General features: G+C 73.3%; 10 protein-coding genes. 5 read left to right on the top strand and 5 right to left on the bottom strand.

Features of this window, described 5'->3' with window-relative positions; all coding sequences use genetic code 11:
• Positions 1-543: 543 nt before the first annotated feature.
• The 4 genes from SCWH03_RS19210 to SCWH03_RS19195 all read right to left on the bottom strand — a co-directional run bounded on the left by SCWH03_RS19210 (position 544) and on the right by SCWH03_RS19195 (position 9883).
• Positions 544-1878, bottom strand: a complete 1335-nt coding sequence (locus tag SCWH03_RS19210; RefSeq protein WP_173265493.1) for a hypothetical protein — start codon at positions 1876-1878, stop codon at positions 544-546.
• Positions 1879-1991: 113 nt separating this feature from the next.
• Complete coding sequence (locus tag SCWH03_RS19205; protein WP_173265492.1) at positions 1992-7745, bottom strand: ATP-binding protein; 5754 nt, start codon at positions 7743-7745, stop codon at positions 1992-1994.
• A 220-nt stretch (positions 7746-7965) separates the two neighbouring features.
• Positions 7966-8262, bottom strand: coding sequence for a hypothetical protein (locus SCWH03_RS19200; protein ID WP_173265491.1), 297 nt, complete (start codon positions 8260-8262; stop codon positions 7966-7968).
• A 211-nt stretch (positions 8263-8473) separates the two neighbouring features.
• On the bottom strand, positions 8474-9883 hold the full coding sequence (locus tag SCWH03_RS19195) for a dihydrolipoyl dehydrogenase family protein (RefSeq protein WP_173265490.1): 1410 nt from the start codon (positions 9881-9883) through the stop codon (positions 8474-8476).
• A 538-nt stretch (positions 9884-10421) separates the two neighbouring features.
• Here SCWH03_RS19195 and SCWH03_RS19190 point away from each other — a divergent pair.
• Entirely contained in the window at positions 10422-11201 is a 780-nt protein-coding gene (locus SCWH03_RS19190; protein ID WP_173265489.1) for a class I SAM-dependent methyltransferase, read from the top strand.
• Complete coding sequence (locus SCWH03_RS19185; protein WP_272491088.1) at positions 11198-12061, top strand: TVP38/TMEM64 family protein; 864 nt, start codon at positions 11198-11200, stop codon at positions 12059-12061. The genes SCWH03_RS19190 and SCWH03_RS19185 overlap by 4 nt, the downstream gene beginning before the upstream one ends.
• Here the strand turns inward: SCWH03_RS19185 and SCWH03_RS29650 are convergent.
• Positions 12036-12656: a CDP-alcohol phosphatidyltransferase family protein gene (locus tag SCWH03_RS29650; RefSeq protein WP_173265488.1), complete on the bottom strand. Its 621-nt coding sequence runs from the start codon at positions 12654-12656 to the stop codon at positions 12036-12038. The two genes, SCWH03_RS19185 and SCWH03_RS29650, sit on opposite strands and share 26 nt — an antisense overlap.
• 385 nt (positions 12657-13041) lie before the next feature.
• Between SCWH03_RS29650 and SCWH03_RS19175 the strand changes: the two genes are divergently transcribed.
• The 3 genes from SCWH03_RS19175 to SCWH03_RS19165 are packed head-to-tail and all read left to right on the top strand — an operon-like array spanning position 13042 to position 16225.
• Positions 13042-14310 carry an ABC transporter substrate-binding protein gene (locus SCWH03_RS19175; RefSeq protein ID WP_173265487.1) on the top strand — a complete coding sequence of 423 codons (1269 nt, stop codon included), beginning with the start codon at positions 13042-13044 and terminating at the stop codon, positions 14308-14310.
• Positions 14307-15176, top strand: a complete 870-nt coding sequence (locus SCWH03_RS19170) for an ABC transporter permease subunit (protein WP_173265486.1) — start codon at positions 14307-14309, stop codon at positions 15174-15176. The genes SCWH03_RS19175 and SCWH03_RS19170 overlap by 4 nt, the downstream gene beginning before the upstream one ends.
• Entirely contained in the window at positions 15173-16225 is a 1053-nt protein-coding gene (locus SCWH03_RS19165; RefSeq protein WP_254076857.1) for an ABC transporter permease, read from the top strand. Before SCWH03_RS19170 ends, SCWH03_RS19165 begins: the two co-directional genes overlap by 4 nt.
• Position 16226 lies beyond the last annotated feature (1 nt).

Here is a 16226-nt window from a genome sequence, read left to right as displayed (position 1 = left end):
CCCGGCCCCGACCACCCCGCTCCCGAGGCCGCCCAGGGCATCAAAATCAGCGACCGCATCGCGGCCCGCGAGGCAGCTCTATCCGCACAATCGCAAAGGAGCGCAGTGTGATGACAACGGTTTGTCGAAACATGAACCGGTTCGTCCGCAGCGCGATGGGTCACTCTCGACCGCCACGGGAGCAACGCAGACGACTGTGGTCGAGGGCCGCGGCCCAACGAGATCCTCGAGGCCGCCAGTGTGTTTCCTGCCCAGGAGATCGACCCTCCCCGGATGAGGCCGAGCGGGCGATCGGCCGTCTGCGCGGCAAGGGTCTCGGGGTTGATCCCGTCTGCCGGGTGCCGGACCTGTCTCCGTCGACGTGCCTCGCCCATGAATCGCGGCCGAAGTCGGCCCGCTGTCTACGGGACGAGGAGCTGATTCCGTTGGTCACGGCGGTCCGGGAGGACTCCGGCCGCACCTGCGGCACCCGCCGGATCACCCGCGCGCCGGTCCGTGCCGGACATCAGGTGGCCCGGTGCGTGGTGGAGCGGTCGCCCTCCGTCAGCGACACAGTTCCTCGACCAGTCGGCGGAGCCGGTCACCGTCGAGGGGGACGCGGTGGGCGAGGAGGTTGCGTGCCTCACGCAGGACGCGCAGCCCTCGACGCTCGGCTGGGCTGAGGGCGACAGCACCGTCGCAGTGCGCGCTCCACATCGCGCCAAGCTCCATCGTGGCGATGGCGGAGTCGGCCGCTTCCGGAGTCCTGCCGGGTTCGAGGCGAGGGCCGTAGTCCTGTGCGAGTCGGCCGAGGGGGATCCGGGCACGCAGCCGGACGGTGGCGGTGAATCGCTCTCGGGCGTCGTCGAGCAGCGGCAGCAGTACGTGATTCTGCGCCAGCCATACCCGGGCTGCCACCGCGTGCTCGTGGTAGAGGTCGTAACCGGGGTGGCGGCGCAGCCTGCCGTCCCAGCTGTCGACGGTGCCGGCGTTCCATGCGGCGCGCAGCCTCTCGTCGGGGCGAGGGCCGGGGGGCCGGGTGCCTTCGGCCCGCTGCGGTGGGATGGCCGCCCGTCCGGGCAGGTCGGCGATGACGTCGTGGAGCGCCGACGCCATGTTCTCGGGGCGGCCGTCGTCCCAGCGACTGGCCAGGGCGGCGGCGATGTCGAGGAACGGGCCGCAGACCTCGGTGATCGTGGCCTGCGCGACCGCTTCGTGCAGGTGACTGCGCTCCGTCGGGGAGGCCGGCTGCGGACGCGACAACGCGACGACTGTGGCGGTGTCGAGGCGGCCGGTGGCTCCCCACCACCAGTGGACCGCGATGTCCTCCCGTGGCAGCTGATCGGGCAGGCCCCTCGGCAGGTCCTCTGTGGAGGCGATGACGAGGGCCCTTGGGCGGCGACCCGGTGGGAGTCCCGCCTCCTTGGCCGTGGCAGCCAGGCGGCGAAGCAGATGGGTGGCGGCGGACGGCACCGGTTCACGCCAGGCTCGTACGACCACCGGTCGGGTCTCGGCGGTGCCGGTACCGCGACCGGCGAGCCTCGCCAGTACGTCGCCGGCCGGGTCCGTGCCGGCCGGGTCCGCTCCATCGCCGAAGCACACTTCCTTGGCGAGCCTCTCCAGGAGGCCCGCCAGTGCCTCGGCCGGGGTGGGCGGTGCCGGCGGCCGTGGCTCGGGGCCGGCAGCACTCGCCGTACCGGGCAGGTCCGGCAGCCCGTCGTCGAAGTCGGGTACGGGGGCGAGCCCCGTCCACCGGCCGTCGGGCGGCATGGCCGGCGTCCGGCAGGGTGCGAAGGCCGGGGCAGGGGATTCGTCCAGGGGCAGCAGCAGGAAGTCGGCGAGATCGTGCAACACGTCGTCGAGCAGCCGGTCGGCTCGGCTGCCGGCGTCTCTCAGCATGCTCCGAGGAAGCAGCAACAGGCAGCTGCGACCGTTGTGCAGTTCGGCTACCAGGCGGCAGAGCCATACCCTGATCCCCGGCAGGGAGGCAACGCCGGCGGTGGCTTCGCCCATCACGACTCCCGACCCACCGTGGTGAGCGCGCGGAACGTGCAGAGGTCCAGCGAGTATCCGTGCTCGCCGTCGTCCAGTACGCCGTGATCGGTGAGGCGGTTGGTGAACGAACGGGCCTCGGCCAGGTCGAGGCCGGTGACGGCAGCGATATCGGCGTGGTTGCATCCCTCGCCGGGCTCGACGTACCGCACCCACTCGGCCAGCAGGTCTCGCATGTCCCGGGTGAGTTCGGCGCGGTCGAGGTGGGTGCGGGCGACTTCCTCCTGGGCGTACCGGGTCTGGATCGTCTCCAGGGCCTTCTCCAGGGTGAATCCGCCGCGGGTGGCGTAGTCCACGGTGCGCTCCACGAGGCTGGGCCAGCCGCCGGTGGCCTCGATCAGCCGACGCCGCTTGTCCGGGGTGTCGAACGGGCACTCGGGCCAGGCCCGCAGACGGTCGGCGTTCCACCGCTCCGGCCACAGCACCTGGGTGACCCGCTCGTCCTTGAGGGCGTCCCGCGCCAGCGGATCGACCAGGACGATCCCCGCGTGTGGCGGCGCCGCCTTGCCGCGGACCGTGTGCTGATGCAGCCGGTCCAGGGTCTGGTCGAGTGTCTCGAGTCCGCAGTAGCGCAGATCGGCGAAGACCACGCTGGGGTCCTTGCCGCGTGTGTCCTGCGTGAGCACGTCCACCAGTGACTCCGCGGCGGCGGTGCGCACGGTAAGGCCACGAGCGTCGGCGTACGAGCGGACTGCCGGCTCCATCAGCTCCGGGCCGTGGGCCTTCGTCAGGCAAACCAGCGTCAAGCCCGGACTGGTCGCCTCGTACAACTGCTGCTCGGTGAGGGGGCTGTAACGGTTCGCGCCGGACTGCGCCGCCGGTCCGAGCAGCCGTCGGGAGAACCGCGGGTTGTAGTCGTAGGGCAGGCTGAACTCCGTCTGACGAAGCTCCAGTTCGAGGTCCTCGCGGGTGCCGAGCATATGCACCACGTTGGGGCTGCGCACCGCGTAGTGCCGGCGGTCGGCCTGCTGGATCAGCAAGCCGAGACCCACCATCTCCTCCAGATAGATCCTCACATCACTGGCGGTCAGTCGGCTGAAGCCCTCCGGCCAGCACCGCTTGGCCTCGTGGAGCAGTTCGTCGGCGTCGTAGCCGCGTTGGAACCCGTCGGCCTGACTGCGCAGCGCGATCACCAGAGCGAGCACCCGGTACCGGTCCTCCAGGTTGATGGTCAACCGCATCCGCTCGGCGATGTGCCGGTGCACCTCCGGTGAACCCGTCACCGCCCGCACATCGTCCTCGGTGACGGTGACCGGCCACTGCGCCGAACCCAGCGGCTTCTCCCGCAGCGCGGTGACCAGACGCTCACAGAAGATCTGCACCAGGCAGGCCTGGTAGTTGGTCGCTGCCAGCACCCGCCACACCAGTTCGGGGCGCTCGAAGCGGTAGCCGAACGCCGCCATCGGCTCCACCACCAGGCGCTGTGCGTCGACCGGCTTGAGCGGGCCGATCAACTCCTCGCCGCCGTGCGCCAGAGGCACATTGGACAGCCGACTGAATCGCTGCACTTGGTGCAGACCGGCGAAGACCACCTTGAACCGCCGGTCGGTGCTGTCCATCAGCCCCTTCAGCCGGGCCACGTTGGCGAAGGTGCCCTCGCCCCCGCTGCCGCGCACGGCCTTGGAGTCGGCGGTCAGGAAGGCGTCCGCCTCGTCGGCGAGGACCAGTACCCTCCGCTCGCGGTTCTCCTCTAGCCAGCGGCGCACGTGCTCCAGCAGTTCGCCGGGCGGCACAGCCGTGGAGACCTTCTGCCCCAGTACGCCCACGCGTTTGAACTCCGAGGCCAGCACGGGCCAGATCCGGTTGGCGGGCTCAGCCTCGCCCACCCCGCGCGCCTTCAGGTCCAGATAGACGGCCTTGTGGTCGGGAGTCGTGGGGAAGTCCGCCTCCACCTTCCGCAACAGCGCGGACTTGCCCAACTGGCGTCCGCCATAGAGGAAGAGAGCACCCAGACGTTCCTCTACCGCCGCCAGCTCCCGGGCTCGTCCGTAGAAGACCTCCGGGGGCACGAGTCCTGCGACGAACGGCGTGTACGGGTTGAAACCGGTCCAGGGCAGCGTCACGCGCTGCAGTGCCCGGAACGATCGTGGAGAGCGTGCCGAGACCCATCCGAAGACGGCCGGGTCCACCACCAGCGCCTGTTGTGCGGAGGCCCTCGCCCGCAGTGCCATCGCCCTGCGGCCGACCAGGCCCAGCGGGTAGAGGTACAGGATGATGCAGGGCCCGGAGTCGCTGCGGTCGAGCAGTTCCAGGGGACTGCGCCCGCGCTGCTCGTCCGACACCAGCAGAATCGTGTACGTAGTGGCTGCAGAGCCGAGTTCGGCGACGTAACCCGGCGCGCTCTCGCTCGCCCGAAGCTTCGCGGCCAATCGCAGGGTGCCCCGAAGCTGGCGGTTGTCGTCGCGGGTCGGCGGTCTGCCCTCGAGCCCGAGTAGACGCAGCACTGTCGGTACGTGCTTCTGCCACTCCGCGCCGCGTGTGGACGGCTTGCTGAGTGCGTCCCACGAGCCGAGTCCGGCGAGCGCGGCTTCGGTCAGCGGCTGGCCGTCCGCGTAGTGCTCGGCCCATGGTGCCGCCGAGAAGCCCTGCTGGCCGGCCTTGACCGGAGTGACGGATTCCAGACCCGCCACGAACCGCTCCAGGTCCTCGCTGCGCTCCGATCCACTCCACTGCGGCAGCGTGTCACCCTTGCGCAGCAGCGCCAGACACTCCTCCGCCGTGACCGTGTCACCGGCCGCGAGCAGGGCGGACAGCCGCTTGCGGTCGGCCTCGGTGAGCGTCAGCACCTCAAGTTGCTCGCGCAGCCGCTGCACATACGCCCGGACCCGGTCCCGCAACTCCTCCTCCAGTCGGCCGATGGCCTCCACCGTGGGCCGGAACGCGCCTTCCGGCGCCGGCCGCTGCAACTGCTCCAGGCGGCCCACCACTTCACGCTCAGTCACCAGATCGAGGTTGTGGGTGCGCAACTCCGCGAGCAGCCCGGCGGCAATGCGGTGCGTCTCGGCCCGCACGTTCGCCCAGCGCGCCCACTGAGCGTCACGACGGATCCCCCAGTCCGAGGGCAGTGTGTCGGAACCGCTGCCGGACGCAGGCACAAGTCCCTGCTCCAATGCCTCGACCAGGGCGTCCGCAAGGTGCAGGTCCCCCCGTTCGGCGTAGGTCTCCGCAACGGCGGCCACGTCCACCGGCTCCAAGAGCGACAGCACCGCCCGGTAGAACGCCGGATCCTGCGGATCGGGCGCCCCCTCAGGCGTCCTCGGCAGGTCCGCAGCGGCCAGCAGGGCCTCTGCGGCGGGCACGAGACCGGCGTCGGAGGCCGAGTGGTCCCGGTCGCCGACGCCGTCGGGCACCTGCCGGAACACCGGGGATCGGCTGTCACCGCTCAGCCAGCGCCGCAGACACGACAGCGCTGCTCCCTCGATGCCGGGGAGGGCGGGCGAGGTTCGCACCTGGGTGAGCGCGTGACCCAGTGCGGTGACCGTGTCGCTGCGCTCTTCCACGCCGGGTGCTGCGAGCGCCCGGGCCTGTAGAAGGAGTGTCACGACCTGCTCGATCCGGTTGAGCAGGGAGCGCTTGGCCTTGGCCTCAATGGGTTCCTTGGCCTGCTTGGGGGTACGGATCGCCGAGTCCGCCTCCTCGATGACGCGCTCGGCGGAGTCCCGCTTGCGGAAGGATCCCCAGGCGTCGTCCAGCACGGACGCGTCCGCCTGTCCCAAGGCCCAGTCCCTGACCGCCGAGAGCGCACGTCCCAGCGGCTGCTCCGGGCGCATCAGCAGGTTCTGCACCTGGGTCGCGCGCTGCAGACCGATCTTCCGCTTCGGCAGGTCCACCCTGAGCCGCTCGGCTTCCTCGGCGAGCCCGGAACGGGTCAGAACCGGGCCCGCCTCCGTGCGGGGCTGCAGTGTGGCGGGGTCCACCCGCTGGTAGTGGCGCAGCACGTCGGTGGCACACTCCAGCAGCCACTTCCACGGGTCGGAGAGGGAGGAGCCGGGATCCGTCTGCAGCAGCAGGTCGTTGGGCCAGCCCACGACCAGCCCGGCACGGACGGAGGCAACGGCAGCCATGACGAGTGCAGGACGGTCGCCCTGCACGCTCTCCAGGTCTGGGGCGTACCGCGTCATCACCCGTGTCGCGTCCTCCGGCGTGTCGCAGGAGAAGGCGGCGTCCGCGAACGCCAGGCATTCCGCACGGTGCGCGGGTTCGCCGGATGCCACGGTCAGCCAGTACGCCTCCTGGAGGCGGCCCGCGCCGACGAACCGTTCGACGGGAGAGGTGGTGGCATCCGTGGCGGATTCGCCCTCGGCGACGGGCCCTTCCCAGGGCAGCGCGGGCTGCTCGGAGGCCTCGGAATTCGCGGGTGGACCGGGCAATGCGGCTGGGGCGCTGTGCAGTTCCTCGATCTTCGGGGCCTGCCGCTCGACGTCTTGCGCGGCAAGCTGTTCGTGGGCGGCTTCTTCGGGCTCCTTCGCCGCATCGGCTTCCGCTGCCTCCAGGCCTTCCCCGGGCTCGGCGGACTCCGCCGCGCACGGAGGCTCTGCGGAATCCGCGGGGCCGACGGCTTCCGTGGCGTCTGCGGTCACCGCGGTGTCCGTCGCCTGGACGGTGGCTGCGGCAGCGTCGGACTGCACCGTTCCCGTGTTGACCGCGGTCGGCAGATCGTTCCTGGTTTGGGCCGCCGGGGGTTCCGCGGTCCCGGATGCCGTGTCGCTGACGTGGTGTGGGTTCCGTGGCGCCGGGACCTCCGGAACCTCCGGGACCTCCGGAACCTCCGGGACCTCCGGGATTTCCGGGACCTCCGGGATTTCCGGGTGGTGGTGGTTGACCGCGGCCAGCTCGGCGATCTCCCCCTCGAGGGCCCGCACTGTCCCCCGCAGGGAGTCGAGGTAGGCGGCGCCGCCGCTCTCCTCGGCCTGGTCCAGCAACGGCAGCAGGGCCTGTCGCTGCTCGTTCAGCGCGGCGAACCGTTTCATGCGGGCTGCTTCCCGCTGATGTTCCCGATGACGCGCGTCCACCATCGCCTGGAGTTCGTCGAAACCGTCCTCGGCGGCCCAGTCGTCCCCGCTGTTCCTGAGCAGGTCGGTCACAGCCCCACGCCGACGCGACCAGGCGGCGGCCTCCTCCTCCAGCGCGTCGGGGAGGGAACGTCCACGCGACACCCGGTCCGCGGCGAGACGCAGCGCATCGGCGAACCGCGGAGCACCGGCCCGCAGCGTCTCCACGGCCGCAGTGAGATCGGCGGGGTCCCTCACCTGCCCGGTCGACCCCACCGCGGTGCGAGCCGCTGCGCCCGGGGCGGTCTCGGTCTTCCCAGCCTGCTCGTCGGCCACAGCGCCTCCCGCGTCGCCCGCCCGTTGCCGTGGTAAGGCTTCCAGGCCATCGTCGTGCCCGGCGATGTCCTCGCCGGGGCCTTGGTCGTCGTCCTGGGCCTCCGCGCTCCAGCCGCCGGTCGCCCGGTCTGCGGCGTCCAGCAACCGGTCCCAGTGCTGCTCGGTGAGTCGCTGCCGTGGGGTGCCGTCTTCCAGCAGCATGGAGTGCAGGATCAGCCGGGCAAGCACCGAGGGCAGTGCCGCGACCATCGCCTCGAGGACGTCGATGTCAGGCCGGGCCGGGTCGACCGGACGTTCCTCGGCGTGTTGGGACCAGAAGTGTTCTGCGAAGTCGGCGGCTGCGTCGGCGATTTGCCTCAGGTCGCGTGTATGCGCCCGACTCAGCAAGGCCCGCGCCGAAAGCAGCTCGCGACGAGCGACGCGCGGATGTGGACCACGAAGGGGAATCTTCGCCCAGAAGGGCAAGGGCCCGGGTATCAGTATCAGTTCACGAAGCTGCATGTCGTCGAGCCCTGTCAGCCAGGCCCTCAGGTCCCCACCTGCTCTTGCCATGGCGAGATCCTGCCAGACCTGTTACCGGTAGGGCCGGGTATTCGCCGGAAAGGGGTCATCCAAGAGGAAATCGATGGACAGGAGAGCCGCCCTCACGAGTTCGGTACGCCTCTCCCTCGGAGCCGAGACGCGCCCCGGCCTTCGCCATCAGCGGGTCCGCGACCTCGACGGCCCCGCGCCGGGCCTCGGCATCCTCGGCATCCTCGGCATCCTCGGCATCCTCGGCATCCGTGGCCTCTGCGGCGTCGAGCAGCCGCAGGAACTCGTCCGCGGACGGCAACCCGTTCTGCACGTCGGACGCGGTGGCCCGGAAGACCAGGTCGTCCACGGCCGCCGAAACGCTGTCGGACACCGCGTACGGGTGCAGTCCGCTGTCCGCGGCGAGCCGGTCTGCCGAAGCACCCTGGGCATCGGCGGGGGGCTTGCCGGCCAGCAGCCGGACGGAGACCGCCCCGACTCCTGACGGGCGTGACCGCTCCGGCGGGGATGCTTCGGCCCGGGCGTCGGCGCGCGGAGCGCGGCCGCTGGGGCGGCGGGCAGATCGCTGCCCGGCACCCGTCCCGTCAGCGGCGCACTCCTCTGCGGAGTTTCAGCAGGGCCCCGATCGCGCCGCTGCCCCGGGCCAGGCGGTCGTAGACGTCGGTGAGGGCCGTGTGCCAGGGGCCGTCGGCGTAGCCGGGGTAGGGGTGCACGGTGCGGGCGTAGTCGGACGGGGTCCAGCCCCGGCGCACCGCGGCCGCCAGATGGGCGATCGTCTCCCCGGCGCGCGGCGACACCACCGTGGCCCCGACGATCTTCCCGCGCGGCCCCAGCACCAGGGTGGTGAAGCCCTCGGTGCGGCCGTCGGCGACCGCCCGGTCCAGACGGTCGTTGCCCAGCGTGTGGACGCGTGCCGTGTCGCCGTACCTCTCCCGTGCCTCGTCGGCGGTCAGGCCGACGCGGGCGATCTCGGGGTCGGTGTACGTCACCCGGGGCACCGCGCGGTAGTCGACGGGGCGGCGGACCCCGAGGAGCGCGTCGGTGGCGGCCGCACCGCCCTGGGTGCCCCCCAGATGGGTGAAGGCGGAACGGCCGGTGACGTCGCCGGCGGCGTAGATCCGGTGGTTGCCGGTGCGCAGCCGGCGGTCGGTGCGGACATGGCCGGTCGCGGTCAGTTCCACCCCGGCCGCGTCCAGAGCGAGCGTGTGGGTGTTGGCGCGCCGGCCTGTGACGGCGAGCAGCGCGTCGTACGGGATCGCACCGCCGGGCCCGTGGACGGCCCCCGTGTCGACCCGCTCCGCCCGGTAGCCGGTGAGCACGGTGACGCCCTCGGCCTCCAGGCGCTCCCGCAACACCCCGGAGGCGCGCGGTTCCTCACGGGGCACCAGCCGGTCCATCGCCTCCACGAGCGTGACCTGTGAGCCGAGGCGCGTAAACGCCTGGCCGAGTTCGCAGCCGATGGGCCCGCCGCCCAGCACCACCAGCCGGTGGGGGAGCCCGGACAGCTCCCACACGGTGTCGCTGGTCAGCGGCCCGGCCTCGGCCAGACCGGGAACAGGCGCCAGGGCGGGCGAGGAGCCCGTGGCGATCACCGCGTACCGGAAGGAGACCTCCCGGTCGCCCGCCGCCAGGGAGCGCGGGCCGGTGAAGGCCGCCGCGCCGTACGCCACCTCGACGCCGAGCCGGGAGAGCGCCTCGGGCGAGTCGTGCGGCTCGATCGCGCCGATCGCCCGCTTCACCTCGCCCATGGCCGCCGCGAGGTCGGCCCGGTCCGGCACCGGCGGGAGCCCGTAGGCGGAGGCGCGGCGGGCCGCCTGGACGTCGGCGGCCACATGGAGCAGGGCCTTGCTCGGTACGCAGCCGGTCCACAGGCAGTCGCCGCCCAGCCGGTCCCGCTCGACGAGCAGGGTGCGGGCGCCGAAGCGCCCGGCGGTGCGGGCCGCGGTCAGACCGGCACTGCCGCCGCCGATGACCACCAGATCGTACGTACTCATGCTGTTCGGGCTCTTTCCGCTCGGCGCACGGTCCTGGGACGGGAGGGAAACCCGATGACACCGCCGGGGCCTTCCCGCCTGCCGTGCACGATCCCGTACGGCGGCGGTCTCGCACACGCCCTGGGGAAACGTCCTTCGGGATGTTCGAGATATCCGGGATGCCCTTGGGGGTGTCCTTTGGGGGTGTCCTTCGGGGGTGTCCTTCGGGTGGAACTGCCCGGGAGGGCCGTACGGGAGAGGCACGGGAGGGGCCGTACGGCAGGAAATCCTCCGGGAGGGCTGTTCGGGAGGGCCGTTCGGTCGGGAGCGCCGTCAAACGGGAGGGCTGGGGAGCGCCGCCCGGGAACATCCCCACCGAAGCGGAGGGCCGGATGCGGAATGCGGGGCCAACCCGGCAGGGTTCCCGGCGGCAGCGGCAGCGGCAGCGGCAGCGGCACAAGGCAGCGTGCGCAGCGGGCGCAAGGCAGCGGGTCGGCAGGCCCGCCGACCCGCTGCCGCCGCGGATCCAGCGGCAAGCGACGAGGGAGAAGAGGCCCGGATGGACGAACCGGAATGGCGGCGCTTCGTCGCCGCCTACCATCACGCACATCCGGGCATCACCGAACGCCTCTTCGCCCTCGCCGACGCCTCCCCGTACGCCTGGCTGGCCGAACCCCTGCGGGACGCCCCCGGCGTGGTCCTCGACCTGGCCTGCGGTTCGGCCCCCGTCCGCGCCGAACTCCCGAACGCGGACTGGGTCGGTATCGACCTGTCGGCCGCGGAACTCGCCGAGGCGTCGCGCCGGGGCCGCGGACCGCTGGTCCGGGCCGACGCGGGCGCCCTCCCGGTCGCCTCCGGCCGTGCGGGGGCGGTCTGCGCGGCCATGTGCCTGCCGGTCGTCACCCCCCTGCCGCGCGTTCTGGGGGAGATCGGGCGAGTGCTGCGCCCCGGCGGGACACTTGCGGCGCTGGTGCCCTCCCAGACCGGGCTGTCCCCGTCCGGGATGCTCTCCTGGGTCCGGGTGATGGCCGCCCTGCGCGCCGTGCGTCAGCCGTGGCCCAACCCGCGGGCCCGCGACGGACTCGCCGGCCTGCTGTGCTCGGCCGGGTTCCGTGTCCGCTCCGACGAGCGGCGCGTCTTCCGTCTCGCCGTCGGCTCGGCCGACGACGCGCAGCTGCTGGCCGGCGCCCTGTACCTGCCCGCACTGACCCCCCGCCGCGCCGAAGCCGCCAGGCGGTCCCTCGCCCGGTGGGCCGTTCGGGGACGACACCTCGAACTGCCGCTGCGCCGCGTGGTGGCCGACCTACCGACCGGACGACCGTCACAGGAGCCGACATGAACCACCCGGCAGTCCCCCCGTCAACGCCCCGGCGGCCGCCCTCGACCGCCGCCGGGCAGAACGCCCGGCCGCTGTCCGCCGGGGCCGAGCCGCCGACCTGCGACGCGGCCCCGCACGCGGCCCTGGAGGTGACCTCGGACGCGGCCGCCGGCACGGTCCCGGACGCGACCCCCGCCGGAAGCGGGCCCGCGCGCCCGGCGTGGACCAGGCTGGCCGTCCTGGTGGTGCTGGTGGCGGCGCTCGCGTCCTGGGTGGCGCTGGGTGGCGGTGCCGGCCTGCTGCACGAGGTGCGCCAGTGGGTCGACTCGCTCGGCCTGTGGGGCCCGGTGGTCTTCGCGCTCTGCTACGCCGTGGCGGTGACGGTGCTGCTGCCCGGCTCGGTGCTGACCGCGTCCGCGGGGGCGCTGTTCGGGCTGGCGCTGGGGACCGCTGCGGTACTCGCGGGAGCGACGGCGGGTGCCGCGCTGTCGTTCGGCCTGGCCCGCTGGCTGGGGCGGCCGGCGGTGGCCCGCTACGCCGGTTCGGGGCGACTGGCCCGGCTGGACTCGTATCTGACGCGCCGCGGGTTCGCGGCCGTACTGCTGGTGCGCCTGGTGCCGCTGTTCCCCTTCTCGGTGATCAACTACGGGGCGGGGGTGGCCGGGGTGCGCTTCTCCTCCTATCTGGCAGCCACGGCCCTCGGGATCATCCCGGGCACCGTCGTCTACACCGGCCTCGGCGGGTCCCTGGGTGACCCCGCCTCGCCCGCGCTGTGGATCGCACTGGGCGGTCTGCTGGTGCTGAGCGCAGGCGGCTGGTGGGCCGCCCGGCTGGTCCGCTCCCGCGGCGGGGAGTTCACCGGAGCCGCCGGTAGCCGGTGACGACCCGGTGGGCCGCGGTGATGCCGACGACCGCGGCCCACACCCAGGCGACGGTGTGGGCGGAACCGGGGAGCAGGCACCACAGGGTGTGTACGGCGATGGTCTCGGTCCCCTCGGCCAGACCGCCGACGAAGTTCAGCGAGCGGCCCCGCGAGAGGCGGTCCTCCTCGCGCCGCCGCCCGCTGCGCTCGGCGAGGGAGGAGTAGGCCAGGAAGACCGTGCCGTTGACGTAGTAGGCGAGCAGCACGAGCAGGAAGGGCAGCGCCGGGCCGCCCACGCCGACGGCGACGCCGACGACGAAGGCCCCGTAGACGAGGAAGTCGGCGCTGATGTCGAGGAAGCCGCCGGCCCCGGAGGCGCCGGCCGTGCCGCGGCGGCGGGCGAGCGGACCGTCGAGGCCGTCGGCGAGCCGGGACAGCAGCCACAGCGCTGCGGCGGCCGGCCACCAGCCCGCGGCCGCGCAGCCGGCCGAGGCGAGACCCGTCAGCGCGCCGAGCGCGGTCAGCCGGCCGGGTGTGACGGCGGGGCGATCGAGCATCGCGGCGGCCCGGTCCAGCGGGCCGCCGAGTAGCGCCCGCGCCTGCACGTCCAGCATCCTCGGCTCCCTCCGTCATACCGGCACCATGCCGGTGGGACACCAAGGGAAGCCCGTGGGCACCCGGCCGTGTTCCTTTTTCGTACGGCGGATGTTCGGGTTACGGGTGGCGACGAGGATGGGCGCCCGGGGTCCGTACGGCGGATGTCACGGTCCCACGACGGGCGCCCGCCGGTCCCGCCGTGCGGGGGACGCAACGGGACCGGCGGAATTGTCGTGGCTGACGTGGCTGACGTGGCTGACGTGGCTGACGTGGCTGACGCGGCTGGCGTGAGTGACGCGGCGCGACCGGCGTGATGGGTGCGGCCGGCGCGAGTTGCGGGGTGAACGGGGTGAACGGCATGAGCGGGATGAACAGGATGAAGCGAACGAAGGGGCGGCACGCATGGGGATACGGACGCGGCACAGCGGAAGGCGCTTCGGCAGGGCCGCCGCCCTCGCCGCGGGAGCCGTCGCGGCCGGGATGCTGGCGGCGGCCTGCTCGGGCACCGCAGCCGGCCGGGCGGAGCCCCCGGCGAAGGACTGGGCCGCGCTGCGCGCCGAGGCGCGCGGTCAGACGGTGAACCTGTTCATGTACGGCGGGGACGAGGGGGCCAACTCCTTCGTCGACGACGAGGTCGCCCCCGCGGCGGGGAAGCTGGGGATCACCGTCCGGCGCGTCCCCGTCGCCGACACCCAGGACGCCGTGCAGAAGGTCCTCGGCGATCAGCGGGCCGGCAAGGACAGCGGCGGTGCCGTGGACCTGGTGTGGGTCAACGGGGAGAACTTCCGCACGGGCAAGCAGGCGGACCTGTGGCTGTGCGGATACACCGGTCTGATGCCCCACCAGAAGTACCTGGACCGCTCCGACCCCACGCTCACCCACGACTTCGGCACCCCGGTCGACGACTGCGAGACCCCCTGGAACCGCGCCCGGTTCGCCTTCGTGTACGACTCGGCCAGACTGCCCGAACCTCCGCGCACCACGGCCGCCCTGATCGAGTGGATCAAGAAGAACCCCGGGCGCTTCACCTACCCCGCACCCCCCGACTTCACCGGCTCGGCCTTCGTGAGGCAACTGCTCGCGGCCGGCGTGCCCGGCGCCGGGCCGGTCCCCGCGGAGTACGGCGAGGACGCCTACGACGCCGCAGCCCCCGCCCTCTGGAGGGAGCTGAACGCGCTGAAGCCCGCCCTGTGGCGCCAGGGGGCCACCCACCCCAAGGACCAGCCGGCACTCGACGACCTCTTCGCCGACGGCGAGGTCGACATGACGATGACCTACAACCCCGCGGGTGTCCCGGCACTCGTCGACAAGGGCCGGTTCCCGGCGACCACCCGGGTGTTCGTGCCCGAGGACGGCAGCCTCGGCAACACGAGCTTTCTCGCCGTGCCGGCGAACGCCGCCCACCGTGAGGCCGCGCTCGTACTGTCCGACCTGATGCTCTCGCCCGAGCTCCAGTACGCCAAGGCGCGGCCCGGCGGCTGGGGCGCCTACCCGGTACTCGACCGGGACCTGCTGCCCGAGCGGTGGCGGCGCGAGTTCGACTCGCTGACCATGCCGGAGACGACGCTTCCCGCCGGGGAACTGGCCCGAAACGCCCTGCCGGAGCTGAGCGGCGACTGGGTGGGCCCGCTCGACAAGGGCTGGAAGCGGGAAGTCGCCGCCGCCTCGTGACGGTGCGTACGCCGCCGCGCCTGCGGGGCCTGCTGCTGGCCGCGCCCGCCCTCGCCGTCGTCGGCTTCGCCGCCGCCGCCCTGCTGCTCGCGGCCCGGGGCAGCCTCGCCGACGGTCTGGGCCGCGGCTGGAGCCTCTCCGCCTACGCGGACCTGCTCCGCGATCCCGCCCTCACCGGCTCCCTGCCGCTCAGCCTGGAGATCGCGGCGCTCAGCACCGCGGTGTCGGCCGCCGCGGCCCTCGCCGTGGTCGGCGCGGTGAGCGGCTCCCGACGCGCCCGGGCCGCCCTCGACGCCGCCGCGCGGGCCACGCTCGCGGTCCCGCACCTGCTCGCCGCCGCCGCGTTCGGACTGCTGCTTTCGGGAGCGGGACTCCTCTCCCGGCTCGCCCGCGCCGCCGGGTGGACCGACGGGGCCGCCGACTTCCCCGCCCTGGTCGGCGGCCCCGGCCACACCGCCGTCCTGCTCACCTACGTATGGAAGGAAGCGCCCTTCGTCACGATCATGCTGCTCGCCGCCTACACCCCGGCCGTACGCGACCTGGAGACCGCGGCGCGCACCCTGGGCGCGGGACGGCTGCGCCGGCTCAGGCACGTCACGCTGCCGCTGCTCGCCCCGGCGCTCACCGAGGCGTGCCTGCTGGTCTTCGCGTTCACCTTCGCGGCGTACGAGATCCCCGCGCTGCTGGGCGCCACCGCGCCGCGCGCCCTGCCGGTGGAGGCCGTCGGCCTCTACCGGTCGGTGGAACTCGGCGACCGTCCGGGCGCCCTCGCCCTCGCGGTCGTGATCGGCCTGGTGATCGCCCTCGCGGCGACGGCCGCCGCCGTGGTCTCCCGCCGGCTGCTGCGCGCCAGGACCGGCCCGTGAGCCGGGCCCTGCGCCTCACGGGCGCCGCGCTGCTCGCCGGCTGGATCGCGGCGCCCCTGCTGCCGCTGCTGGTCTGGGCCTTCACCGGCAGATGGGTGTACCCGGCGCTGGTGCCCCAGGAACTCTCGGCCCGCGCCTGGACCCGGGCCGCCGACCCGCACCAGCAGGTGATCGCCGCCACGGGCACCTCACTGGGGCTCGCGCTGGCCACCGCCCTGGCCGCCACCGCACTCGGGGCCCTGGCGGCACGGGGCCTGGTCCTGTACCGGCCGCCGGCCGCCGGGCTGATCCGCCTGGTGCTCCTCGCTCCCGTCCTGGTACCGCCGTTCGCCCTGGCGGTCGGCGTCCAGGAGGTCTTCGTCCGGGCCGGGCTCGCCGACCGGCCGGCCGGGGTCGCGCTCGTCCACCTGGTCCCCGCCCTGCCGTACACGGTGCTCGTGCTGATCGGCGGCTACGCCGGCTACGACCTCCGCATGGAGCAGACGGCACGCACCCTGGGGGCTTCCCGCTACGCGGTGCTCCGGCACGTGACCCTGCCCGCGCTCGCCCCGGCCCTGCTGGCCGCGGCGACCCTGGCCTTCCTGGTGTCGTGGAGCGAGTATCTGATGACCGTGCTGGTGGGCGGCGGGGTGGTCACCACCCTGCCGCTGCTGCTGTTCGCCTCCGCCGCGGGCAGCGGCAACCAGGCGTTCACCGCCGTTCTCGGCATCCTCACCTTCGTCCCTCCGGTCGTGCTGTTCGGCGCGACCGCGACGATCATGCGGCGCCATCGGGCGGTCTGGGCGGAAGCCGATCCTCCGGCGGCGGTCCCCGGCTCCGGTCCCCCGGCGGCGGTCCCCGGCTCCGGTCCCCCGGCGGCGGTTGCCGGGGCCGGTCCCCCGGCGGCGGTCGTGGCCGCCGGGTCCGGTTCCTCCGCGGCCCCTCCCCGGTTCGGTCCGTCCGACTCGACTCCCGGCCCCGGTCGTTCGGCCGCCGCTCCCGAAGCCGGTCCTCCGGCCGCCGCTGCCGGCCCCAGTCCCTCCGCCACTCCTCCCGGAATCGACCGCTGAC

Origin of the sequence: Streptomyces pacificus (assembly GCF_011766325.1) — a bacterium.
Lineage (GTDB): Bacteria > Actinomycetota > Actinomycetes > Streptomycetales > Streptomycetaceae > Streptomyces > Streptomyces pacificus.
The sequence above is the reverse complement of the archived record's forward strand: the minus strand, read 5'-3'. Positions and strand labels throughout refer to the sequence as shown.

What these genes read in the sequence shown, in the direction of transcription:
- SCWH03_RS19175 (WP_173265487.1), top strand. Translation starts at nt 13,042, where the DNA reads ATGGGGATACGGACGCGGCACAGCGGAAGGCGCTTCGGCAGGGCCGCC.
- SCWH03_RS19195 (WP_173265490.1), bottom strand. Translation starts at nt 9,883, where the DNA reads ATGAGTACGTACGATCTGGTGGTCATCGGCGGCGGCAGTGCCGGTCTG.
- SCWH03_RS19190 (WP_173265489.1), top strand. Translation starts at nt 10,422, where the DNA reads ATGGACGAACCGGAATGGCGGCGCTTCGTCGCCGCCTACCATCACGCA.
- SCWH03_RS19210 (WP_173265493.1), bottom strand. Translation starts at nt 1,878, where the DNA reads ATGCTGAGAGACGCCGGCAGCCGAGCCGACCGGCTGCTCGACGACGTG.
- SCWH03_RS19185 (WP_272491088.1), top strand. Translation starts at nt 11,198, where the DNA reads ATGAACCACCCGGCAGTCCCCCCGTCAACGCCCCGGCGGCCGCCCTCG.
- SCWH03_RS29650 (WP_173265488.1), bottom strand. Translation starts at nt 12,656, where the DNA reads ATGCTGGACGTGCAGGCGCGGGCGCTACTCGGCGGCCCGCTGGACCGG.